The 23,486-nt window shown below is 62.9% G+C and carries 23 protein-coding genes; 18 read left to right on the forward strand and 5 right to left on the reverse strand.

Annotated features, from left to right (window positions below; genetic code table 11):
• Positions 1–205 precede the first annotated feature (205 nt).
• From NKJ09_RS09825 to NKJ09_RS09860, 8 genes are all read left to right on the forward strand, one after another.
• The gene (locus NKJ09_RS09825; RefSeq protein WP_023718247.1) at positions 206–1,147 is read left to right on the forward strand and encodes a sugar ABC transporter substrate-binding protein; all 942 of its coding nucleotides are present in this window, start codon (positions 206–208) and stop codon (positions 1,145–1,147) included.
• 114 nt (positions 1,148–1,261) lie between these two features.
• A complete protein-coding gene (locus NKJ09_RS09830; protein WP_352495260.1) occupies positions 1,262–2,338 on the forward strand; it encodes an ABC transporter permease in 1,077 nt (358 codons plus the stop codon).
• 2 nt (positions 2,339–2,340) lie between these two features.
• Positions 2,341–3,108, forward strand: a complete 768-nt coding sequence (locus NKJ09_RS09835) for an ATP-binding cassette domain-containing protein (RefSeq protein ID WP_023718245.1) — start codon at positions 2,341–2,343, stop codon at positions 3,106–3,108.
• A gap of 66 nt (positions 3,109–3,174) precedes the next feature.
• Positions 3,175–4,173 (forward strand): inositol 2-dehydrogenase, encoded by a 999-nt coding sequence (gene iolG, locus NKJ09_RS09840; RefSeq protein ID WP_023718244.1) that lies wholly within the window; start codon positions 3,175–3,177, stop codon positions 4,171–4,173.
• A 23-nt stretch (positions 4,174–4,196) separates the two neighbouring features.
• Positions 4,197–4,991 carry an SDR family oxidoreductase gene (locus tag NKJ09_RS09845; RefSeq protein ID WP_023718243.1) on the forward strand — a complete coding sequence of 265 codons (795 nt, stop codon included), beginning with the start codon at positions 4,197–4,199 and terminating at the stop codon, positions 4,989–4,991.
• Positions 4,992–5,186: 195 nt separating this feature from the next.
• Positions 5,187–5,453 (forward strand): type II toxin-antitoxin system Phd/YefM family antitoxin, encoded by a 267-nt coding sequence (locus tag NKJ09_RS09850; RefSeq protein WP_023718242.1) that lies wholly within the window; start codon positions 5,187–5,189, stop codon positions 5,451–5,453.
• The gene (locus NKJ09_RS09855; RefSeq protein WP_023718241.1) at positions 5,450–5,872 is read left to right on the forward strand and encodes a type II toxin-antitoxin system VapC family toxin; all 423 of its coding nucleotides are present in this window, start codon (positions 5,450–5,452) and stop codon (positions 5,870–5,872) included. Before NKJ09_RS09850 ends, NKJ09_RS09855 begins: the two co-directional genes overlap by 4 nt.
• Positions 5,873–6,119: 247 nt before the next feature.
• The gene (locus tag NKJ09_RS09860; RefSeq protein ID WP_023718240.1) at positions 6,120–7,211 is read left to right on the forward strand and encodes a 3-deoxy-7-phosphoheptulonate synthase; all 1,092 of its coding nucleotides are present in this window, start codon (positions 6,120–6,122) and stop codon (positions 7,209–7,211) included.
• Between the two features lie 212 nt (positions 7,212–7,423).
• Here the strand turns inward: NKJ09_RS09860 and NKJ09_RS09865 are convergent, their stop codons facing one another.
• Entirely contained in the window at positions 7,424–8,533 is a 1,110-nt protein-coding gene (locus tag NKJ09_RS09865) for a Gfo/Idh/MocA family protein (protein ID WP_023718239.1), read from the reverse strand.
• A 153-nt stretch (positions 8,534–8,686) separates the two neighbouring features.
• Here NKJ09_RS09865 and NKJ09_RS09870 point away from each other — a divergent pair, with 153 nt between their 5' ends.
• Complete coding sequence (locus NKJ09_RS09870) at positions 8,687–9,532, forward strand: MurR/RpiR family transcriptional regulator (protein ID WP_352484502.1); 846 nt, start codon at positions 8,687–8,689, stop codon at positions 9,530–9,532.
• Here the strand turns inward: NKJ09_RS09870 and NKJ09_RS09875 are convergent.
• Positions 9,529–10,422, reverse strand: a complete 894-nt coding sequence (locus NKJ09_RS09875; protein ID WP_023718237.1) for an AraC family transcriptional regulator — start codon at positions 10,420–10,422, stop codon at positions 9,529–9,531. The two genes, NKJ09_RS09870 and NKJ09_RS09875, sit on opposite strands and share 4 nt — an antisense overlap.
• Before the next feature lie 137 nt (positions 10,423–10,559).
• Here NKJ09_RS09875 and NKJ09_RS09880 point away from each other — a divergent pair, with 137 nt between their 5' ends.
• The 9 genes from NKJ09_RS09880 (at position 10,560) to phnN (ending at position 20,043) form a co-directional block, all read left to right on the forward strand.
• The gene (locus NKJ09_RS09880; protein ID WP_023718236.1) at positions 10,560–11,288 is read left to right on the forward strand and encodes an SDR family NAD(P)-dependent oxidoreductase; all 729 of its coding nucleotides are present in this window, start codon (positions 10,560–10,562) and stop codon (positions 11,286–11,288) included.
• Between the two features lie 201 nt (positions 11,289–11,489).
• Positions 11,490–13,424: a bifunctional 5-dehydro-2-deoxygluconokinase/5-dehydro-2-deoxyphosphogluconate aldolase gene (locus NKJ09_RS09885; protein ID WP_023718235.1), complete on the forward strand. Its 1,935-nt coding sequence runs from the start codon at positions 11,490–11,492 to the stop codon at positions 13,422–13,424.
• A gap of 35 nt (positions 13,425–13,459) precedes the next feature.
• Positions 13,460–15,304 (forward strand): 3D-(3,5/4)-trihydroxycyclohexane-1,2-dione acylhydrolase (decyclizing), encoded by a 1,845-nt coding sequence (iolD, locus tag NKJ09_RS09890; RefSeq protein ID WP_352762674.1) that lies wholly within the window; start codon positions 13,460–13,462, stop codon positions 15,302–15,304.
• Positions 15,305–15,350: 46 nt separating this feature from the next.
• Positions 15,351–16,268 (forward strand): myo-inosose-2 dehydratase, encoded by a 918-nt coding sequence (iolE, locus tag NKJ09_RS09895; protein WP_023718233.1) that lies wholly within the window; start codon positions 15,351–15,353, stop codon positions 16,266–16,268.
• 42 nt (positions 16,269–16,310) lie between these two features.
• Entirely contained in the window at positions 16,311–16,529 is a 219-nt protein-coding gene (locus NKJ09_RS09900; protein ID WP_023718232.1) for a DUF3329 domain-containing protein, read from the forward strand.
• Between the two features lie 2 nt (positions 16,530–16,531).
• Positions 16,532–17,341, forward strand: a complete 810-nt coding sequence (gene iolB, locus NKJ09_RS09905; RefSeq protein ID WP_352495021.1) for a 5-deoxy-glucuronate isomerase — start codon at positions 16,532–16,534, stop codon at positions 17,339–17,341.
• A 151-nt stretch (positions 17,342–17,492) separates the two neighbouring features.
• A complete protein-coding gene (locus NKJ09_RS09910; protein ID WP_352495022.1) occupies positions 17,493–18,197 on the forward strand; it encodes a DUF1045 domain-containing protein in 705 nt (234 codons plus the stop codon).
• Between the two features lie 80 nt (positions 18,198–18,277).
• A complete protein-coding gene (locus tag NKJ09_RS09915; RefSeq protein WP_352495023.1) occupies positions 18,278–19,417 on the forward strand; it encodes an alpha-D-ribose 1-methylphosphonate 5-triphosphate diphosphatase in 1,140 nt (379 codons plus the stop codon).
• On the forward strand, positions 19,414–20,043 hold the full coding sequence (gene phnN, locus NKJ09_RS09920) for a phosphonate metabolism protein/1,5-bisphosphokinase (PRPP-forming) PhnN (RefSeq protein ID WP_023718228.1): 630 nt from the start codon (positions 19,414–19,416) through the stop codon (positions 20,041–20,043). Before NKJ09_RS09915 ends, phnN begins: the two co-directional genes overlap by 4 nt.
• A gap of 90 nt (positions 20,044–20,133) precedes the next feature.
• On the opposite strand, the gene NKJ09_RS09925 is transcribed toward phnN, so the two are convergent.
• From NKJ09_RS09925 to NKJ09_RS09935, 3 genes are all read right to left on the reverse strand, one after another.
• Positions 20,134–20,664, reverse strand: a complete 531-nt coding sequence (locus tag NKJ09_RS09925; protein ID WP_023718227.1) for a DUF2231 domain-containing protein — start codon at positions 20,662–20,664, stop codon at positions 20,134–20,136.
• Between the two features lie 151 nt (positions 20,665–20,815).
• Positions 20,816–21,811 carry an ABC transporter permease gene (locus tag NKJ09_RS09930; RefSeq protein ID WP_023677502.1) on the reverse strand — a complete coding sequence of 332 codons (996 nt, stop codon included), beginning with the start codon at positions 21,809–21,811 and terminating at the stop codon, positions 20,816–20,818.
• Positions 21,812–21,834: 23 nt separating this feature from the next.
• Positions 21,835–23,379 (reverse strand): sugar ABC transporter ATP-binding protein, encoded by a 1,545-nt coding sequence (locus NKJ09_RS09935; protein ID WP_023718225.1) that lies wholly within the window; start codon positions 23,377–23,379, stop codon positions 21,835–21,837.
• Positions 23,380–23,486 lie beyond the last annotated feature (107 nt).

Here is a 23,486-nt window from a genome sequence, read left to right on the forward strand (position 1 = left end):
TCCTCATGGCGAAATCTCGCTTGACGCCCACGCGAAATGGAATAAATATTTCACCAACTGAGCATTTTGGTTCTTTCGTTCCGGAAGATCTGTTTCAGGCAAATGCCTTCCGGAACTAAAATGGCAATCGGGAGAGAATTCCCTGCGAGATCGGGGATTCCGGGTAGATCGGTGCAGCCGGACACCAATGTGGAGGAGAAATAAAATGAAAAAACTGCTTTTGGGCGTCGCGTTCGCGGCGCTAATGAGTTCGTCCGCCTTTGCTGCCAAGATCGGCGTGTCGATGGCGTTGTTCGACGACAATTTTCTCACCGTGCTGCGCAACGGCATGATCGAGCAGGCCAAGGGCATGGACGGCGTCGAGCTGCAGGTGGAAGACGCGCAGAACGACGTCGCCAAGCAGCTCGACCAGATCAAGAACTTCGCCGCCTCGGGCGTCGACGCAATCATCGTCAACCCGGTCGACACCTCGGCCACCCAAGCGATGTCGGACGCAGCCGCCGCTGCCAAAATTCCGCTGGTCTATGTCAATCGCGAGCCGGTCAACGTCGACACGCTGCCGGAAAACCAGGCTTTCGTCGCCTCGAACGAAGCCGATTCTGGCACGCTCGAGACCAAGGAGGTCTGCCGCCTGTTCAAGGAAGCCGGCAAGAAAGAGGCCAATGTCTATGTGATCATGGGCGAGCTGTCGAACCAGGCCGCGGTGCAGCGCACCAAGGACATCGATGATGTGATTGCCACGCCGGATTGCAGCTTCATCAAGATCATCGACAAGCAGACGTCGAACTGGAAGCGCGAAGAAGCGCAGAACCTGATGACCAACTGGCTGTCGACCGGCAAGCCGTTCGACGGCGTCATCGCCAACAATGACGAGAGCGCCATCGGCGCTATCCAGGCGATGAAGGCCGCCAATATCGACATGAAGTCGGTTGTCGTCGGCGGCGTCGACGCTACCCAGGACGCGCTAGCGGCGATGCAGGCGGGCGACCTCGATGCGACGGTGTTCCAGGACGCAGCCGGCCAGGGCGCTGGCGCGCTTGATGCTGCGCTCAAGCTAGCGAAGGGCGAGAAGGTCGAGCACAAGGTCTACATCCCGTTCCAGCTGGTCACGCCGGCAAATATCGACAAGTTCCTGAAGAAGAACTGAGGCGGACCTGTCCGATACGGAGCGGCGCGCCAAAGTAAGACAGCGCCGCTCCGCTTTTTCCCCCTCGGCCTGAACAGCGCCGGGTGGAGACCGTGGCTGACGGAGGAAGCACGATTGGCACAGACATCTCACGGCGTCGGCGGGCTCAGCTATGATGCGAAGCGGCGCGCATGGCCGGCCGAATTCAACGTCTTCCTGGCGCTCGTCATCCTGGTCGGCGCTTTCGAGCTGATCGGCCGGGTTTTCCTGGGCGACAGCTTCCTGTTCAATACCCGCGACAATATCGATGCGATCTTCAACGAAGCGCGCCTGCAGATCATCATCCTGCAGGTGTCGATCGTCGGTATCATTGCCATCGGCGTGACGCAGGTGATCATTACCGGCGGCATCGACCTGTCCTCGGGTTCGATCGTCGGCGCCACGGCGATGATAGCCATGAGCTTCGCCCAAGTGGCGACGGTCAACGGCAACCCGAACCCCAAGGCGATGTTCATTGCCCAGGGCTGGACCGACCTGCCGGTGATCGTGCCGGTGCTCGTCGCAATCGGCTGCGGCCTGCTGGCCGGCCTGGTCAACGGTGCCTTGATCGCCTACACGCGCATCCCGCCGTTCATCGCCACGCTTGGCATGATGGTCACCGCGCGCGGCATCGCCAAATGGTGGTCGAAGGGGCAGCCGATCTCGTTTCCGACCGAGAGTTTCGCCGCCATCGGCAAGGGGCTGATGCCGGTCATCATTTTCATTTCGCTGGCGGTGCTGTTCCAGCTGATCCTGAGCTACACCAAATATGGCAAGCACTGTTATGCAATCGGCTCCAATGAGGATGCCGCGCGCATGTCCGGCATCAACATCGCCAACCACAAGATCCTCGTCTACGTCATTGCCGGCATCCTTGCCGCGCTCGCCGCCGTGGTGTTGAGCTCGAAGAATCTCACTGCCCAGGCCGGCATGGGTGTGATGTACGAGCTCGATGCGATCGCCATGGCGGTCATCGGTGGCGTGTCGCTGTCGGGCGGCCGCGGCTCGATTATCGGGACGGTGATCGGCTCGCTGATCTTCGGCGTCATCATCTCCGGCTTCACCTTTTTGCGCCTCGACGCCTATTATCAGGAGATGGTCAAGGGCGTGATCATCGTCGGCGCAGTCGTTCTCGACCAGTGGCGCCAACGCCTGCGGGCAATGAGGGCTTGATCATGTCGGACATCGTCCTGAAAACCGAAAACCTGACCAAGTATTATGGCGGCGTCCATGCGCTGGAGGGTGCCAACTTCGAGCTGCGCAAGGGCGAGCATGTCGCCATCATGGGCGACAACGGTGCCGGCAAATCGACCTTCGTGCGCCAGATCACCGGCGTCGAGCAGCGAACCAGCGGCAGGATGTCGTTCGACGGCAAGGAAGTGAATTTCGCCGGGCCGATCGAAGCCCGCGAGGCGGGCATCGAGACGGTGTTCCAGAACCTGGCGCTCGCCGACGACCTCGACGTGCCGTCGAACCTGTTCCTCGGCCGTGAAAGAGTGCTGTTCAATCTTGGGCCCTTCTCGATCCTCGACCGCAAGTTCATGCGCAAGGCGACCGAAGCAGCCCTGGTCCGCACAGCGGTCAAGATCCCCAACCTTTCCAACACCATCCGCCACATGTCGGGCGGCCAGCGCCAGTGCGTGGCGATTGCCAGAACCGCGACCTTTGCTTCCAAGCTCATCATCATGGATGAGCCGACGGCGGCGCTCGGCGTGCAGGAGACGATGCAGGTCGAAAACATCATCCGCACGCTGAAGGAAAATGGCGAGCCGCTGATCCTGATCTCTCACAACATGCGTCAGGTGTTCGATCTGGTCGACCGCATCGTCGTTTTCCGGCGCGGCCGCATCGTCGCCAATTTGCGCAAGCAAGATACCGATGGCAACGATATCGTCTCCTACATCACCGGCGCCAAGACCGGGCAGGCGGAACTTGCGGCGTAAGGCCAACGTCGTGTTACGGGGGCTGACACGCCTTCTCTTTCCAACCATTCTCAAAGGAAATTCTTCATGCTTCGCTTTGCTCTTCTCGGTGCCGGCCGTATCGGCAAGGTCCACGCCCGTGCGGTGGGCTCCAACCCGCAGGCCAGGCTGGTTGCGGTTGCCGACGCCTTCGAGAAGGCGGCGACCGATTTGGCCTCTGCCTATGGCGCCGAAGTGCGCAGCATCGATGCCATCGAAACTGCCAGCGATATCGATGCGGTCGTCATCTGCACGCCGACCGACACCCATGCCGATCTGATCGAACGCTTCGCCAGGGCGGGCAAGGCGATCTTCTGCGAGAAGCCGATCGATCTCGACGCCGGCAGGGTGGAACAATGCCTGGCCGTCGTCGACAAGGCCGGCGCCACCCTGATGGTCGGCTTCAACCGCCGCTTCGATCCGCATTTTGCCGCCGTGCGCAAGGCGATCGACGACGGTGCGATTGGCACAGTCGAAATGGTGACCATCACCTCGCGCGATCCCGGTCCACCGCCGCTCGACTATATCGGCCGCTCGGGCGGCATCTTCCGCGACATGACCATCCATGATTTCGACATGGCGCGCTTCCTGCTCGGCGAGGAGCCGGTGGCGGTCAGCGCGCACGCTTCGGTGCTGGTCGACAAAAAGATCGGCGAGGCCGGCGACTTCGACAGCGTCAGCGTCATCCTCGAAACTGCCTCCGGCAAGCAATGCGTCATCTCCAACTCGCGCCGAGCCACCTATGGCTACGACCAACGCATCGAGGTGCATGGCTCGAAAGGCATGATTGCGGCCGAGAACCAGCGGCCGGTGTCGATCGAACTCGCCAATGAGAAAGGCTATACGCGGCCGCCGCTGCACGATTTCTTCATGACTCGTTATCTCGACGCTTATGCCAACGAGATCGCTGCCTTCATCGCGGCAGCGACGTCAGGCAAGAAGGCGGCGCCGAGCGGCAAGGACGGGCTGGTGGCGCTCAGGCTGGCAGATGCGGCGCTGAAATCGGCCAAGGAAGGCAAGACCGTCCGCCTCGACAAAACAATCTGACTATCAAGCACAGGAGCAAGGCGATGAACGGTTCAGCCGGTCGCAATTCCGAAACACGCGCCATCGTCACCGGCGGCGCACAAGGCATCGGCTTTGCCGTCGCCGAAGCGCTGGCCGATGAGGGCTGCCGGGCGCTAGCGCTGATCGGCCGCTCGAAGGAGAAGGGCGACAAGGCTGTCGCCATCCTCAAGGGGGCAGGCGTCGATGCCATCTTCATCAGCGCCGATGTCGCCAAAGTCGCCGACTGCAAGCGTGCGGTCGAAACGGCGATTGGCCATTGCGGCACCGTCAACGCGCTGGTCAACGCCGCCGCCACCTCGGCTCGCGGCTCACTGGTCGAGACCTCAGAGGATCTATTCGACCAGATATTCCAGACCAATGTGCGCGGCCCGTTTTTTCTGATGCAGGGCGTGGTGGCGCATCTGCTGGCGCGCCAGGCACCGGGCTCGATCGTCAACGTACTGTCGATGTCGGCGCATTGCGGCCAGTCGTTCCTGGCGCCCTATTCATCGAGCAAGGGAGCGCTGGCGACGCTGACCAAGAATGTCGCCAATGCCCATCGCGGCAATCGCATCCGCTGCAACGCGGTGCTGCCCGGCTGGATGGACACCGAGGGCGAGGCAATCGTGCAGAAGAAATGGCATGACGCGCCGGACGACTGGCTTGAAAAAGCCGAGGCCGCGCAGCCGATGGGCCAATTGGTGAAGCCGGCGCAACTTGCCCGATTGATCAGCTATATGATCAGCCCGCAGTCCGGCGTCATGACCGGGTCGCTGGTCGACTACGACCAGAGCATCGCGGGGGCGTCACCGGAATAGGATCAGCCGTGTAGCCTTGCGTCAGAAGCAGTTTGCCATGAGTGGCCGAGATGCCCCAAAATATCAAAGCCGGCATAATCGGTTCCGATCGACCTCACTCAGGCACACGGGCTCTGAAACCCTCTCCTTCCCTGTTGCCGCCGTATCGCCATTCCCATATAGTCAAGATAGTCAGAATGGTCATGGGAGGTCGAAATGCCGTCTGCGCCCAGAGAGGATACTAACTGGACGGTCGCTGGGGCAAAGGCCCGGCTCTCGGAGGTTATCGAGCGCGCGCAATCTTCGCCGCAGACGATCACCAGAAACGGTAAGCCAAGCGTGGTTGTCGTCTCGGCCGAGGAATGGCAGCGGAAGACCGCGCGCAAGGGTACGCTTGCGGAGTTCCTGCTGGAGTCGCCGCTGCGCGGCGCCGATCTCAACCTTGAGCGCCAGCGCGACGAACCGCGTGATCTGCCGCTGTGAGGCTTCTGCTCGATACGAATGTCCTGTCCGAGGTGACAAGGCCGGCGCCGGATGTGCGCGTTCTGGACTGGCTGGGCGGGCTTGATGAGGACCGCTCATTCATTAGCGTCGTGTCGATCGCGGAGATCCAGCGCGGCGTTGCCCTCATGGACGAGGGCCGGAAACGCGAGGCACTGGCCGAATGGCTCGCACGGGACCTGCCGCAGCGCTTCGAGCAGAGAGTTCTTCCGGTGGACGAACCGGTTGCCTTGGCGTGGGGCGACCTGATGGGCCTTGCGAAGCGCCGCGGTCGCGGTCTGTCGTCGATGGACGGCCTGATTGCAGCCACGGCGATTGCGCAGGAACTCACCTTGGCAACGCGTAACACGAAGGATTTCGAAGACTTCGGAATTGAACTCGTCGATCCCTGGACTGCATGAACCCGCTCGGCGCTGCATGCTGGGCCACTACGTCAGTAGCATCATCAGACACGTGACAATCGCCTCGGCTTCGACTATATGAGCCTCATGATCAACCTGACCGCCACCTATTGGTACTTTAGCAGCTCGCTGGCGGCGGGAGGATTGCGCTCGATCTGAAGATTGCAGCAGCAAGATCCGAACAGCCGCCAGACCTGGCGGCTTTTTTGTTTCAGCCGGCAGGTCTCCCAATCAGGAGCAGAAAGCCGTGTTGACCACCACAGACGATCTTCGGGTCAAGGAAATAAGGGAATTGAGTACGCCGGACGAGGTGATGCGGGAGATACCGCGCACACTGACGGCGACGCGGACCGTTGCCGCGTCACGCAATGCTATCCATGCCGTGCTGACCGGCACCGACGACCGGCTGGTGGTCGTCGTCGGCCCCTGTTCGATCCACGACCCGGCCGCTGCCGTAGACTATGCCAGCCGCTTGGCATCGCTGCGAGAGAGCCTGTCGGACCGGCTGGAGATCGTGATGCGGGTGTATTTCGAGAAGCCGCGCACGACGGTCGGCTGGAAGGGCCTGATCAACGATCCCGACCTGGACGGCAGCTTCAACATCGACAAGGGGCTGCGGATGGCCCGCAACGTGCTCGCCGCCGTCAACAATCTCGGCCTGCCGGCGGCGACCGAATTCCTCGACATGGCCACCCCGCAATATATCGCCGACCTCGTCGCCTGGGGCGCGATCGGCGCGCGCACGACCGAGAGCCAGATCCATCGCGAACTGGCATCGGGCCTGTCCTGCCCGGTCGGCTTCAAGAACGGCACTGACGGCAATCTGCGGATCGCCGCCGAGGCGGTGAAATCGGCCGCCCAACCGCATCATTTCATGGCGGTGACGAAGGGCGGACGCAGCGCCATCGCGACGACTACCGGCAACGAGGACTGCCACGTCATCCTGCGCGGCGGCATTCAGCCCAATTATGACGCAACAAGCGTCGCGGCTGCCTGCGCGGAACTCGGCCGGATCGGCGTGGCGCCGCGGCTGATGATCGATGTCAGCCACGCCAACAGCAGCAAGAAGCCGGAAAACCAGCCAGGGGTGGCGGCTGACGTGGCTGGCCAGGTCGCGGCAGGCGACGAGCGCATCATCGGCGTCATGATCGAGAGCAACCTCGTCGCCGGCCGGCAGGACGTCGTGCCGGGCAAGCCGCTCGTCTATGGCCAGAGCATCACCGATGGCTGCATCGACTGGGCAGCCACCGAGACGGTGCTTCACGGCCTTGCCGACGCCGTCGAGCGGCGCCGGTCGGTGCGCCGAAGCATGATATCAAGCCGTTCAGGCGCCGCCTGAGCACTTCTCCTTCTCCCCTTGTGGGAGAAGGTGGATCGGCACGCAGCGCCGAGCCGGATGAGGGTGCTGGAAGAAACTCGGCGTAAAATATTGAGGGATTTTAAGCGCTTATTTCTTCGCTGTAGCGATCCGTCCAACACCCCTCATCCGACCGAGCTTCGCTCGGCCACCTTCACCCTCAAGGGGAGAAGGGGAAGCCAGCGCCGGGCTTACTACCGCACAGCGATCCAGCGCTGTTCCGCGAACGAGCGCGCCATCGCGTGCACCGTGCGCTCGATCTCCAGGCCTTCGTCGAAGTCGATGATCCGCGCCGGCTTGCCGGCAAGCCGCGTCAACAGTTCCCGGCATTCGATGATCTTGAGGTCATTAAAGCCAAGGCCGTGGCCGGGCGCCGGCAGGAAGGCGTCGTAAGGCCTGTGGTGCGGGGCAACCAGGACTGTCCGATAGCCTTGCTCCGTCGGTCGGTCGGCTGTCAGATAGAGCTGGAACTCGTTCATCCGCTCCTGGTCGTACAGGATCGAGCCCTTCGAACCAAAAATCTGGATGGCGATCCGGCCCTTGCGGCCCCAGGCCGAACGGTTGACCAGCAACGTGCCGGCAATGCCGTTTTCGAGATGCATCAGGATGCTGGCGATGTCATAGGTCTCGACGGCGCGGCGCCCGCCCGAGGCGACGCGGCGTTCGGCATAGGGCCTGGCCATGTCGCACATGACTCGGGCGACGCGGCCGAACAGTACCGCTATGAGCGACAGCGGATGCACGGCGAAATCGTCGAGCGCGCCGTAACCGGACGCCGCCTCGTGCTTCCAGAAGAACAGCGCCTCCGGATCGGCCATGAAGTCCTCGTCCATCTCGATACGCAGATGGTTGACCTCGCCGATGATCTTCTCGTCGAGCAGCGCGCCGATATGGCGGATCGCCGGGTTCTGAATATAGTTATAGCCCAGCGCGGCAACCTTGCCGGATTTCCGCGCGGCCGCAGCCATCGCTTGCGCCTCCGCAAAACTTGGCGCCATCGGTTTTTCACACCACAGATGCTTGCCGGCTTCGAGGATGGCGATGGCCATTTCCGGGTGGAACTGGTTCGGCGTAGTCAACGAGATGACATCGACGTCGGGATCGTCGACGACTGCGCGCCAGTCGCCGGAGGCCTTGGCGAAGCCGAATTCGCTGGCACGGCGTTTGGCAAGGTCCTCGTTGACCTCGCCCAGATGGACCAGCCTTGGCTTGTCGACATCGGGGAAGACGGTGCCGACCGCGTTCCAGGCAATGGCGTGGCACTTGCCCATGAAGCCCGTGCCGATAAGACCTACCCCGACCATCCGCTTGCCTCCCTGTGTGCAAAATTTTGTGTGGATGAATTAGTCCATTTTGTTTGCAAATGGAACGCTTGTCTCATTTTTTATGGTGTTCTTGCACAGGTCCGCTATGATGGGGCACAGAGGGAACCGACGATGAGCCTGGGCGGAGCGACGATGGACGAACGGGTGCCGCGCGATTTCGAAACGCTGCGGGCGACGATCCTGGAGCGGCGTCAGAGCCTGCCGAAACGTATCGCCCAGATCGCCGCCTATGCGCTCGACAACCCCGACGATATCGCCTTCGGCACCGCTGCCAGCATCGCCGCCTCCGCCGGTGTTCAGCCTTCGACCCTGATCCGCTTTGCCCAGCAGCTTGGCTTTGACGGTTTCACCAGCCTGCAGCTGGTGTTTCGCGAGCGCCTGCGCGAGCGCAACTCGTCCTACGATGAAAGGCTGGCGGCATTGCGCGCCAAGGCCGAGGAAGGCGCCGGGCACCGGGCGATTTTCGACGGTTTCGTCGCCGCAGCCAGCACCTCGCTCAACGACATTTCGCGCACGCTGAATGAAGACCATTTCGAAGACGCAATCGCCGTTCTGGCCAAGGCGGAAACCATTTATGTGCTGGCCAAGCGGCGCTCCTACCCGGTCGCCTCCTATATCGCCTATGCGTTGGGCAAGCTCAAGATCCGCAACCAGCTGATCGAATCGGCCGCCGGCCTGAACGCGGAGATGATCGGCTTTGCCTCTCCAAGGGATGCCGTCATCGCCATCAGCTTTTCGCCCTATGCCCCTGCCACCATCGAGGAGGCGCGCGTCATTTCGGAGCAAGGCGTGCCGATCGTGGCGATCACCGACAGCTCTTTTTCGCCGCTCGCCCAATTCGCCAGGGTCTGGTTCGAGGTCGCCGAGGCCGATTTCGCCGGCTTCCGCTCGCTGTCGGCGACGATGGCTTTGGCCATGGCGCTGACCGTTGCCGTCGGCGAGAAGCGGCGCGATAGCGGCCGCAAGCGCAAGGCCTAGATCACCTCTATTGCCGTTTCGCCTTCTGCCAAAAGCCGCGCTGCGTCGCGGGCAGGCGGCGACCCGAACTGGCGGGCATACTCCCGGCTGAACTGGGAAGCACTCTCATAGCCGACAGCGAAGGCGACACGCGCCACGTTGCCCGGCTGAGCAATCAGCAGATGGCGGGCTTCCAGCAAGCGGATTTGCTTTTGATACTGGATTGGGCTCATGGCCGTCGCCGCCTTGAAGTGACGATAAAACGCAGCACTGCTCATATGGGCGATCTCGGCCAGATCGCCGACCCGGACCGGCTGATGGGGGTGCGAACGGATCCAGGCGATCGCCCTGCCGATCCGGGACAGATGGCCATCGGCGCGCGCAAGTTCACGAAGCTTTCCGCCCTGGGGGCCTTGCAGGAGCCGAAACAGCATCTCCCGCTCGAGCATGGTCGCGAGCACGGGAATCTCCGCTGGCCGGTCAAGCAACCGCATCATTCGACGCAACGCGTCGAGCAGATCGTCATCAACGGGAGTGGTGGAGAAGAAACTGTCGCCACCGAGGGCTGGCGCGTGCTCGACGAGGAGCGCGGCGACGGCTTGCAGGTCAAGGGTCAAGCCAATGGCCAGATAAGGACGCGCCGCGCTCGCTTCGACTATCTGGCTGATAGTGGGCGTCTCGACAGTGTAGATGAAATAGCTGGCCGGCTTGTAACGAAGAGCCCGGGAGCCGATCAGGACCGTCTTTGCGCCCTGCAATACGAATAAGATCCCCGACCCCCACACACCCGGCAATGGTGCCGTGGCGACTTCGCTGCAGCCGATCGAAACGCGGGGAACCGCCGTTCTTGTTCGTCGCCCGCGCGCATGGCGGCCGGCGATCTCGATCAACTCCTGCAGCGCCTCGTTCATTGCGCCAGCATCGCGCATTCACGCTGGCCGCGCAACAGCGTGAGAGGATTAGGCAAGAGCCTGAGAATTTCCGGCGCGCGGCGCCCGCTGCCTCGCGCCATTTGTGGGTCTTCCACAAGAAAAATGGAGAGACCGAAATGACGACTTCGAAGACCGCGCTGGTGACCGGCGCCAACAAGGGTATAGGCCGCGAAATCGCCCGGCGACTGGCGACCATGGGCTTCAAGGTCTGGCTCGGCGCCAGGAGCGCCGAACGCGGCATGGCGGCGGCGCAGGCATTGTGCGCGGAAGGCCTCGACGCAGAGTGGCTTGAGCTGGACGTCACGAGGGATGACAGTGTGAAGGCGGCAGCCAAGGCGCTCGGGCAGGCCAGCCCCTGCCTCGACGTGCTGGTGAACAACGCCGGCGTCGCCATCAATTACGACCTGCCGCCGAGCCAGCAGCGGATCGCCGACATCCAGGCCACCTACGACGTCAATGTCTTCGGCCCGATCCGCGTGACACAGGCATTCCTGCCGCTGCTGCTGGCAGCACCTGCTGCCCGTATCGTGATGGTGAGCAGCTCCACCGGGTCCATCGGCCGGGCGCTCGATCCCGCCACCGCGAATCACGCCGTCAATATGATGGGCTACGGCAGCTCCAAGACAGCCTTGAACGCCATCACCGTGGGCTTCGCCAGGGAGCTCGCGCTCCAGGGCATCAAGGTCAACGCCGCGGCGCCCGGCTATACCGCCACCGATCTCAATGGGTATAAAGGTCAGCGCACGGTGCAGCAGGCAGCCGAGATCGTCATTCACCTGGCGACCCTGGACGCCAATGGCCCGACCGCCGGGTACTTCAACGATGACGGCCCGCTTCCTTGGTAAATCAGCTGGTTTCAGCGGCAGACGCTTGACGTTCGTCTGACTTCAAAGTTTCTCACCGCGCCGGCCTTTGCAGAGCACTTTTCGGCCTTGGGAATGCTCGTTCCATATTGACTATGGATTGGAATTATTATTTCATATTACCGGCGCCACGCTGCCGCTCGCGCGTGTTACCCAAGACAACAAAGCCGATGGGAGGTTCGAATGGGCGAAGCCGTGGAAGCGAGACATGCGCCGCTCGACATCATCACGATCGGCCGTGCGTCCGTCGATCTCTACGGCCAGCAGATCGGCTCGCGCCTGGAAGATATCACCTCCTTTGCCAAGTCGGTCGGCGGCTGTCCAGCCAATATCGCGGTCGGCACTGCCAGGCTCGGCCTGCGCTCGGCGTTGCTCACCCGCGTCGGCAATGAGCAGATGGGCCGCTTCATCCGCGAGCAGCTGACCCGCGAGGGCGTTTCGGTCCAAGGCCTCAAGACCGATCCGGAGCGGCTGACCGCCCTGGTGCTGCTGTCGGTCGAGGATGAGGGCGTCTCGCCGATGATCTTCTATCGCAGCGATTGCGCCGACATGGCGCTTTCGGAAGACGATATCGATGAGGCCTTCATTGCTTCAGCACGCGCGGTCGTCGTCACCGGCACGCATTTTTCACGGCCCAACAGCGACGCCGCGCAACGCAAGGCGATCCGTGTCATGAAGGCCAAGGGCGGCAAGGTGGTGTTCGACATCGACTACCGCCCTAACCTGTGGGGCCTCGCCGGCCATGCCGAAGGCTTCGAGCGCTATGTGAAATCCGACCGCGTCTCGGCGCAGTTGAAGACGGTGCTGCCCGACTGCGATCTCATCGTCGGCACCGAAGAGGAGATCATGATCGCCTCCGGCGCAGACGATTGCCTGAGCGCGCTGAAAACCATCCGCTCGCTGTCGACGGCGACCATAGTGCTGAAGCGCGGTGCCATGGGCTGCATCGTCTATGACGGGCCGATCAGCGACGATCTCGAGGACGGTATCGTCGGCAAGGGGTTTCCGATCGAGGTCTACAATGTGCTCGGCGCCGGCGACGCTTTCATGTCGGGCTTCCTGCGCGGCTGGCTCGGCGAGGAAAGCCTGGCGACGGCCGCGACCTGGGCCAATGCCTGCGGCGCCTTTGCCGTATCGCGGCTGCTCTGCGCACCTGAATACCCGACTTTCGAGGAATTGCAGTTCTTCCTGAAAAACGGCAGCAAGCATCTGGCGCTGCGCAAGGACGAGGCGATCAACCACATCCATTGGGCGACCACGCGCCGGCGCGACATCCCCTCTCTGATGGCGTTCGCCTGCGACCACCGCGTCCAGCTGGAGGACGTCGCGGCAAAGGCCGGCGCCGATCCGTCGCGAATCCCGGCTTTCAAGGTGCTGACGGTCAAGGCTGCGGCAAAGGTCGCGGCTGGCCGCGGCGGCTATGGCATGCTGCTCGACGAAAAATACGGGCGCGAGGCGATGTTCGAATTCGCCCACCATTCCTTCGCCTGGCTCGGCCGGCCGGTCGAGTTGCCGGGTTCGCGGCCGCTTCGCTTCGAGTTCTCGCAAGACATAGGCTCGCAACTGACCGAATGGCCGGTCGACCACTGCATCAAATGCCTGTGCTTCTATCATCCCGACGATCCCGCGGCGCTGAAGAGCGAACAGCAGCAGAAACTGCGCGCTTTGTTCGAGGCCGCGCGGAAAGTGGGGAGAGAACTTCTGGTCGAGATCATCGCCGGCAAGCACGGCAAGCTCGACGACATGACCATCCCGCGGGCGCTTGAGGAACTCTACGCACTCGGCATCAAGCCCGACTGGTGGAAGCTCGAACCGCAGGCATCGACCGGCGCATGGGCAAAGATCGAGGCGGTGATCCTGAAGAACGATCCGTGGTGCCGCGGGATTGTACTGCTGGGTTTGGAAGCACCGCAGGACGAATTGGAAGCGGCCTTCGCCGCCACCGCCAAGGCGCCCATCGTCAAGGGTTTCGCTGTCGGCCGTACCATCTTCATCAACGCGGCCGAACAATGGCTTGCCGGCAAGATGTCGGACGATGAGGCGGTTGCCGACATGGCGTCGCGCTTCGAGAGGCTGACCGAGGCATGGCTTGCCGTGCGCGGCCGCAAAGCAGCATAAGAAGGCGCGGCATAAGGACTGCGGAGGAAAACGACATGACCAAGACAATCCGCCTGACGATGGCGCAGGCGCTGACCCGCTTTCTTGCCCAACAGATGGCCGAGATCGACGGCAAGAAAGTGCCGATCTTCGGCGGCGTCTGGGCAATCTTCGGCCACGGCAATGTCGCCGGCGTCGGCGAGGCGCTCTACCAGGTCCGCGACGAATTGCCGACGTTCCGTGCCCATAACGAGCAAGCGATGGCGCATGCGGCGATCGCCTATGCCAAGGCCAATTTCCGCCGCCGCTTCATGGCGGCGACCAGTTCGATCGGCCCTGGCGCGCTGAATATGGTGACGGCGGCAGCACTTGCGCATGTAAACAGGTTGCCTGTCCTGTTTCTGCCCGGCGACGTCTTCGCCCATCGCATTCCCGATCCCGTCCTGCAGCAAGCCGAGGATTTTTCCGACGGTACGGCGACGGTCAATGACTGCCTCCGGCCGGTGTCGCGCTATTTCGACCGCATCACCCGGCCGGAGCAGATCATGCCGGCGCTCAACCGCGCCATGCAGGTGCTGACCGATCCGGCTGAGTGTGGCCCGGTAACGCTGGCGCTGTGCCAGGACGTGCAGGCCGAGGCCTATGATTATCCCGAGAGTTTCTTTGCCGAGCGGCTCTGGACCCAGCGGCGAGCGCGCCCGGACCGCCAAGAGTTAGCAGCTGCAGTGGCGGCGCTGAAGAGCGCGAAGAAGCCATTGGTGATTGCCGGCGGTGGCGTGCTCTATTCGCAAGCGTCGGATGAATTGGCGAAGCTGGCGCAAGACGCTGGCATTCCGGTGTGCGAGACGCAAGGCGGCAAATCCTCGCTGCCCGACGATCATCCGCTGAACATGGCGGCGGTCGGCGTTACCGGCACTTCGGCTGCCAACAGGCTGGCCGAAGAGGCCGACGTCGTGCTTGCCGTCGGCACCAGGCTGCAGGATTTCACCACTGGCTCCTGGGCGTTGTTCAAGAATTCCGGCAAGACCATGATCGGGCTCAACGTCCAGCCTTTCGATGCCGGAAAGCACCAGGCGCTGCCGCTGGTCGCCGATGCGGCTGAAGGGCTCGCCGAACTCGGTGCGGCGCTGAAAGGCTGGAAAGCTCCTTCTGGCTGGACCGACAATGCGATCAGCGGCAAGAAGGACTGGCAGGCGGATGCCGGCAAGGTGACGGCGTCGACCAATGCCGCCTATCCGTCCGACGCGCAGGTGATCGGCGCCGTACAGCGCGCCATGGGCTCCGGCGTGGTACTGCTCCATGCCGCCGGCGGCTTGCCCGGCGAATTGCACAAGCTATGGCAGGCGGGCGCGCCCGGCTCCTATCATGCCGAATACGGCTTCTCGACCATGGGCTACGAAATCGCCGGCGGGCGTGGCGTCCAGGTGGGCCAGCCCGACGAGGTGGTTGTGGTGCTGATAGGCGCCGGCTCCGTCCGGATGGGCAATTCCGAGGTCGCTACGTCGGTGATGCTCGGCCTCAAGCTGACCATCGTGCTGCTCGACAACCGCGGCTATGGCTGCATCAACCGGCTGCAGATGGCGACCGGCGGCGCCAACTTCAACAATTTGCTGAAGGACGCTCGTCACGAGACCTTGCCCGAGATCGACTTCGCCGCGCATGCTGCAAGCATGGGTGCGATTGCCGAAAAAGTGGCGTCGATCGCCGGGCTGGAAACGGCCCTGGCGCAAGCGAAGAAGAATACGCGAACGACCGTGCTGGTCATCGACACCGACCCGCTGGCTTCGACCGAGGCCGGTGGAAGCTGGTGGGATGTCGCAGTGCCGGAAGTCTCGGCACGGCCGCAAGTGAACGCGGCGCGCAAGAAATATGAGGAAGCGCTGAGCGGGCGGCGGTTTTAACGCGCCCGCCAACGCCGCCTCGAATGTCAGAAATTGGAGTGACGACTTGAAAGCCAAACTGGGCATGTCCCCGATTGCATGGTGGAACGACGATCTTGCCGAACTCAGCGATGATGTGTCGCTGGAGGAGTGCCTGCGCCAGTCGCGCTCGGCTGGCTTTACCGGCATGGAAATGGGCCGCCGCTTTCCCAACGATCCGGAGATCATGCTGCCGATCCTGAAAGAGGCCGACGTGACGCTGTGCGGCGGCTGGTTCTCCGGGACGCTGGTCGACGAAGACATGGCGAAGAACAAGGTTCGTATCCAGCCGATGATCGACCTGTTCAAGGCGGTGAATGCGCCCTGCATCGTCTATGGTGAAGTCGGCCGTTCCATCCAGGGCGACCGCTCGAAACCGCTTGCCATCAAGCCGAGGCTGTCGGACGATGAGATGAAAGCCTACGCTAGGCGGCTAACCGAGTTCGGCGAATGGTGTGCCGGGCAAGGCATGCCGCTCTCCTACCATCATCATATGGCGGCGGTGATCGAGACCGAGCCGGAGCTCGACGCTTTCATGCGCTATTCGGGAGAGGGCATTCCGCTGCTGCTCGATGCCGGTCACCTGGCCTTTGCCGGCGGCGATGTGCTGCGCGCGATAGACAACCACCACCGGCGCATCAACCACGTGCATGTCAAGGACGTACGCATGCAGGTGATCCAAAAGCTGGATCGCAACAAGCAATCCTTCCTCGACGCGGTAGCACTTGGTGCCTTCACCGTGCCGGGAGATGGATCGCTGGATTTTGGCGCCATCGTCCAGAGGCTCGCCAACCACGGCTATGAAGGCTGGTTCGTGGTCGAGGCCGAGCAGGATCCGAAGAAGAACCCGCCACTCAAGATGGCACAGGTCGGCTACAAGGAATTGATGCGGGTGATGACGGCGGCCGGCTATACGGTTGAGACACTGGGCTTTCCCAATGCTTGAGAGTTCGCGAGGAAGGGCTGACCCGATGCCGGCGTTTATCCGATGAAAGACTCCGAGCACCCGTTTTTCCGGCCTTTGTGGCGGCGCGTCGCCATTGTCGCGGTCTGCCTGGTCTGGTCGGTGATCGAATTCGCTACCGGCACGCCGTTCTGGGGCGTGATCGCGCTCGGCTTCGCCGGCTATGCGGTCTGGCAGTTTTTCTACCTCTACAAACCGGCCGACGAAGACAAGCCATCGGCAAACGCCAAACCGAAGGAATGACCATGTCGAAGCTGCTCGTCAAAGCCAATAAGGGCCACGGCCGCATAGCCCATGTGACGCCGCAAAACGCCGGCTGGACCTATGTCGGCTTCGATCTGCATCGGCTGAGGCCCGGCGACACCGCTTCCGGGCAAACCGCGGATCGTGAGGTCTGTCTGGTATTCGTCACCGGCAAGGGCAAGGTCAAGGCCGGCGGCAAGGATCTCGGGCTCCTGGGCGAACGCATGTCGCCGTTCGAGGGCAAGCCGTGGTCGGTCTATGTGCCGCAGGGCTCGGAGTGGTCGGTGAGCGCCGATACCGATCTCGAACTCGCCGTGTGCTCGGCGCCGGCGCTTGGCGGCGGTCTGCCGGTCCGCATCATTGCGCCGAAGGATCTCGGCCAGGAGACCCGCGGCAAAGGCACCAACACGCGCTACGTCACCAACGTCCTGCCGGAGGGCGAGCCGGCCGATTCCCTGCTGGTGGTCGAGGTCATCACGCCCGGCGGCCACACATCGAGCTATCCGCCGCACAAGCACGACCAGGACAATCTGCCGGCCGAATCCTATCTCGAAGAGACCTATTACCACCGCCTCAATCCGCCGCAGGGCTTTGCTTTCCAGCGCGTCTACACCGATGCCGACCAGAACGGCTCTCGTTCGCTCGACGAGGCGATGGCGATCGAGGACGGCGACGTCGTGCTGGTACCCAAGGGTTATCACCCCTGCGCCGCCTGCCACGGCTATGATCTCTATTATCTCAACGTCATGGCCGGACCGAAGCGGACGTGGAAATTCCACAACGCGCCCGAGCACGAATGGCTGATGGCCTGACCGTTTCCCCTTCGCTTCTCAACCGCTGGTCCAAGCCGAAAAAATCGTCGGCTAATGACCAGGCTGTGTCGTTTGTTACCGAAAACGCTGCAAAGCTTCGTCATTTCGTCATGCAAATCGCCTATGGCAGCGGGGCTGACGAGGAACTTCGATGCGCTACGCGATCTATTTCACCCCCCTGCAGGACGAACCGCTGGCGCGGATCGCCGCCAATTGGCTCGGCCGTGATCCCTTCGGTGCCGCCACGAGGCCGGTCGAGGCGGTGGGCGAGTTGTCGGCAGCGGAAGTTGCCTTCCATACCGCCTCGGCGCGCCGCTACGGCTTTCATGCGACGCTGAAGGCGCCCTTCCGGCTGGCTTCAAACGAGACGGAGGCCTCGCTTCGCGCCGCACTCGACGATTTTGCCGAGGCGACGCCGGTGGTGACGGTCCCGCGTCTCGTCGTCAGCCAAATCGACAGCTTTTTCGCGCTCGTGCCGGAAGCACCGCTGCCGGGGCTCAACCGTTTCGCCGATGATGTGGTGCGCGGCTTCGACCGCTTTCGCGCGCCGCTGACAGACGCGCAGATTGAACGCCGCAGCCCCGACTCGCTGAAGCCCGATGAGTTCCGCAATCTCTGCCAATGGGGCTACCCCTATGTCTTCGAGACGTTTCGTTTCCATATGACCCTGTCCGGCCGGGTGTCGTCACAGGAAAGCCCTCGTCTTCGCCGAGCAATCGACAGCCTGTTTGCGGACGTGCTGCAACGGCCGGTGCCGGTGGACGCGCTGACGCTGTTTGTCGAAACTGAGCCGGGTGCGCCGTTCATGGTGCTGTCCCATCACGCGCTCGGGCGCCCGGCCAGAAGAACTGCCTGAGATGACTATTTGCTTTAACCGCATTGTGCGACGCCAATCCATTTTCAGTTGGCTGCAAAATGCTCCGAGGACTGCCTGAAATGACCGCCGAGACCGTTCTTGACAACGCCCGCATCGTGCTTGCCGACCAGATCGTCGAAGGGTCGATCGTGCTGCGCGACGGCGTGATCGCCGACATTGCTCCCGGCGCTGGCCGCAGCGGCAAGGACATGGGCGGCGACTTCATCATCCCTGGGCTGGTCGAGCTCCACACCGACCATCTCGAAGGCCATTACGCGCCACGGCCGAAAGTGCGCTGGAACCCGATCGCCGCGGTGCTCGCCCATGACGCGCAGGTGGCAACCGCCGGCATCACCACCGTGCTCGACGCCTTGCGCGTCGGCATGGACGAGGACGCCGACCTGACAGCGGCCGACATACGCAAGCTGGCCGAGGCGATTGAGGACAGCGTCCAGCAGGACCGGCTCAGGGCCGACCATTTCATCCATCTGCGCTGCGAGGTTTCGGCGCCGGACTGCCTCACAGCCTTCGCCAATTTCGACGGCGACGAGCGGGTCAGGCTGGCGTCGCTGATGGACCACGCGCCGGGACAGCGGCAATTCGTCGATCTCGAAACCTATGCGTATTACTACCAGCGCAAGCTGAAGCTGACCGATCGCGATTTCCAGAAATTCTGCGAAAAGCGGATGGCGGAATCGGCGAAGAACTCGAGCCCGAACCGCAGCTTCATCGCCGCTGCCTGCAAAGAGCGCGGTATCGTGCTCGCCAGCCATGACGACGCAACCGTCAGCCATGTCGATGAAGCGATCGAGCAAGGCGTCCGTGTCGCCGAGTTCCCGACCACCGAGGAGGCGGCTCGGGCTTCGAAAGAGGCAGGGCTCGGCGTTTTGATGGGCGCGCCGAACGTCATGCGCGGCGCTTCGCATTCGGGCAATGTCTCGGCCCGCACACTGGCCGGCGACGGCCTGCTCGATATCCTGTCATCGGACTACATTCCGTTCAGCCTGATCCAGTCGGCCTTTTTCCTCGGCGACGTGGTCGAGGGCATCTCGTTGCCTCAGGCAGTGGCGATGGTGTCGAAGAACCCGGCCGAGGCTGTCGGCCTCACCGATCGCGGTGTCATCGAGCCCGGCCGGCGCGCCGATCTGGTTCGCGTGCGCGTCGACGATCACGTCCCGGTTGTCCGCACGGTGTGGCGGCAGGGACGGCGGGTCGCATGATGGTGTCGGCATCGGTCGAGCGTGAATTGTCCGCCGCGGGATTTCCAATCCGCGACGGCGTCTTCGTCGCCGTCGTCGGACCGAGCGGTGCCGGCAAGGACACGGTGATCGGCTATGCGCGCGCCATGTTTGCCGACGAGAGCCGACTGGAGTTCGTTCGCCGGGTGATCACCCGGCCGAGCGATGCGGCCACCGAGGATCACGATACGCTAGCCGACGCTGCCTTCGTCGAGGCCGAAGCGGATGGCGCCTTCGCGATTTCCTGGGAGGCGCATGGCCTGCGCTATGGCATCCCGGCCGAAGTCGACTGGTCAGTCTCCAACGGCCGTGTCGCGATCGCCAACGTCTCGCGCGCGATCATCCCGACGCTGCGGGACCGCTACGCCAATCTGGCTATCGTCGAGATCACGGCTGCACCGGAGATCCTGGCCGAGCGGCTGGCCTTGCGCGGGCGCGAGTCGCGCGGCGAAGTGCTGGCACGGCTGGCGCGCAGCGCCAATGTGGCGCTGTCCGGACCGGGCGTCACCTCCATCGACAATAGCGGCCCTCGTGAAGCCGCCGGCGAGCGCTTCACCGAGGTGCTGCGCAAGGCCATGGCCTTCTCCGACATGTCGGGCCTCATCTAAGGCGCGCCCATCCGATGCATTCGGGATGGGCGCTACTTGTCTAACCCATATCTTTTTGGAAACCGGTATCCACTGTTCGGGATCATGGCCTCATGCGGCGTGCCGATCCCGACCAGCGTGATGAGTATCCGTGCTAGTGGTTGTCGAAGGCTTCGCTGGTGCATCCGCCGGTGTATCCAGAACTGCAACGTGATGCCGATAGACCATCTCCCAGCCCTTCCAGCCGGTGAACAGCAGTATGCAGACCACTATGAACGACAACAGCGCGCCCCACGGTCGGACCGCGGCCTCGGCGCCTTGAGCATAGCGAAGGTAGAAATTGATCAGAGCCACAACGACCGCGGTCAAGTTGCCCAGCATGTGGTACCAGGCGTCGGACAAGGCGCGAATGCGCGGCTCGTTGAGGAAGTCGATAAAACCAGCTGTCGCAGCGAGAAGCGCCATTACGATAGCTGCCCCGATCAGCCACATCGATGCCCGTGCCCAGAAGGCGTCGGCAGTCCCCCAGAAAACCAGGTCGGTGACAAAGGCACCGACAAGAAACGCGACAGGAAAAGGTATCAGCATCGGGTGGAGGGGGTGAGTTCCTATCTTTGCGGTACTTACTGGATTCATGGGCATGGGACGCCTCCGCGTAGCAAAGCTTAAATAAACGCTCAGATACGGGTTTCGTTCCAAATAGAGATTAACCTGAACTGCTGTCGCGAAGCTCAGGCTGACCTTTTCATGCCTGCCAATGGCAGTCGGCGTATTTCATCCAGCTATTTTTGCGTCATTCCGCGGCAGCACCCGCCACGCCCTTGCGGGTGGCTTCCAGCATCCGCCGCCGCGCCCTGAACACGCCCCATTGCTGGTCGACCAGAACGCCGATGAGGATCACCCCGCCCATCACGGCGAAGTTGAGCGAGGACGGGATACCGAGCAGGTTGACGAGGTTCTGCAACTCCTGCAGCAGCACCGTGCCGAGCAGGACGCCGATCAGCGAGCCTTCGCCGCCGCGCAGCGAGAAGCCGCCGAGCACCGCTGCCGCGATGGCGTAGAGCTCGTAGAACTGGCCGTGGCTCGCCGGCGAGATCGAGCGTGTGTACATGGCGAAATAGATAGCCGACAGCGCCGTCAGCACGCCGCAGATGACATAGGCGGCCATGACGATGCGGCCGGTGCGGATGCCGGAATATTTCGCCGCTTCCTCGTTCTTGCCGATGGCGTAGAGATATCGCCCGAACACCGAACGGTGCAGCACCACCCACATGACGACGGCGATGACGATCAGCGCGATGAAACTGTTCGGCACGCCCCAGGACCGCCCCGCCGTCAGGAACTCGAGTTCCGGGAAGTTCTGTCCGAAGGCAAAGCCGGCGGTGCCGTCGGCGGTATAGAAGCGCGCCACGCCGCGATAGATCAGCAGGCCGCACAAGGTCACCACGAAAGGCTGCAATTTGAGCCGGGTGATCAGCCAGCCATGCGCCAGCCCGATGATGCCGCCGAGCACCAGGATCAGCGGCAGGGCGACCGGCCAGGCCATGCCGCGCGTGGCGATGAAATCGATGAACAGCACACCGAGCAGCGCAACCACCGAGCCGACCGACAATTCGATGCCGCCGGTGATGATGACGAAAGCCTGGCCGATCGACAGGATGCCGAACAGCCCGATCAGGTTCGAGGTGTTGGCGAGATTGATCGGCAGCAGGAAGCGCGGGTTGATGATCGCTACCACCGCGCCGACCACCAGGATCAGGATCAGCAGGCCGAGATCTTTCTTGCTCATCGTCGTCTCCCAATGCCGGCGAACTATTTCGGCTGCTTGCCGACCGCCAGCAGCAGCACGTTTTCCTGGCTGAACCGTTCCTTGTCGAGAATGCCGGAGATCTGGCCTTCATGCATGACGGCGATGCGGTCGGAAACACCGATCACCTCCTCCATGTCGCTGGAGATCATCAGCACGGCGACGCCGGCATCGGCCAGCGCCCGCATCAGCCCGTAGATCTCGGCCTTGGCGCCAATGTCGATGCCGCGTGTCGGCTCGTCGAGGATCATCACCTTCGGCTTCATCGCCAGCCATTTGGCCAGCACGACCTTTTGCTGGTTGCCGCCCGACAGCGTGCCGGTACGCGTCTGCACGGAGGGCGCCCTGATGCCCAGATCGGTCTTCTGTTTCTCGGCGGTGGCGGCCTCGGCGCTGGCCGAGACCAGCGAGCGCCGCGAATGCGCCGGCAGATTGGGCAGCGAGATGTTCTGGGCAATCGACAGATCGAGCAGGATGCCGGTCAGCTTGCGGTCTTCCGGGACGAGGAAAATACCGTTGGCCACTGCGTCCGCGGCCGAACCAAGAACCAGATCTTTTCCGTCAAGCTGGAACGAGCCGCCAAAGCTCTTGTCGATGCCGAACAGCACGCGCGCCAGCTCCGTCCGACCGGAGCCGACGAGACCGGCAAGGCCGAGGATCTCGCCATGCCTGACGTCGAGGTCGACGGGCCGGTCGGGATAGGCGGCGGTGCGAATGGCCTTGACCGACAGCGCGACAGAGCCCGGCGGGCGCGCCGATTCTGCGGCCTTCTCCCTCTCCTTGAGCATGCGGCCGATCATCAGCTTGACCATCTGGTCGTGATTGATGGCGCTCTTCGGCAAAGTTCCGGCGAGCATGCCGTCCCTGAGCACGACGACGCGGTCGGCGACGCGCTCGACCTCGTGCAGGCGGTGTGAGATGAAAATGACGCTGATGCCGTCTGCCTTCAGCGCCTTGATGACACCAAGCAGCTTGTCGGTTTCGGCGATCGGCAGGCTCGAGGTCGGCTCGTCGAGGATAACCAGCCTTGCCTTGATCGACAGCGCCTTGGCGATCTCGACCATTTGCTGCTGGGCCAGCGACAGCGCCGATACCGGCGTATCGGCCGAGAAATTGGCGCCCACGCGTTTGAGCAGCGGCGCCGCCAGCGCTCGCAGCCTGGCGCGGTCGACCAGCTTGAGCGGGCCGGCGCGCAGCGGTTCGCGGCCGAAGAAGATATTGGCGGCGACGTCGAGGTTTTCGAACAGGTTGAGTTCCTGGTGGACGAAGGCGATGCCCGAACCGATGCTGGCCTCGACAGTCAGCCCGTCATGGGCGGCGCCATCGACAATGATGGTGCCGGTGTCCGGCCTGGTGACGCCGCCGAGGATCTTCATCAGCGTCGATTTGCCGGCGCCGTTTTCGCCGACCAGGCCGATGACCTCGCCGGGCCTGACCTCGATCGAGAACCCGTCCAGCGCGACAACGCCGGGATAGGTCTTGCGCACACCGTTGAGGCTCAGGAACGGAGCGTCCGTGGATGCAACGATGGATGGGTCGGAATAATTCATCACGCCTGACAGCAGCCGGTGAGCCGTTTTGGACTCAGACTGACGGGCCTCGCGAGGCCCGTCAATAGAACGCCGGCTCAAGGCGAACCTTGAGCCGGCGCAACCTA

Origin of the sequence: Mesorhizobium sp. M0189, assembly GCF_040322135.1 — a bacterium.
Classification (GTDB): Bacteria; Pseudomonadota; Alphaproteobacteria; order Rhizobiales; family Rhizobiaceae; genus Mesorhizobium.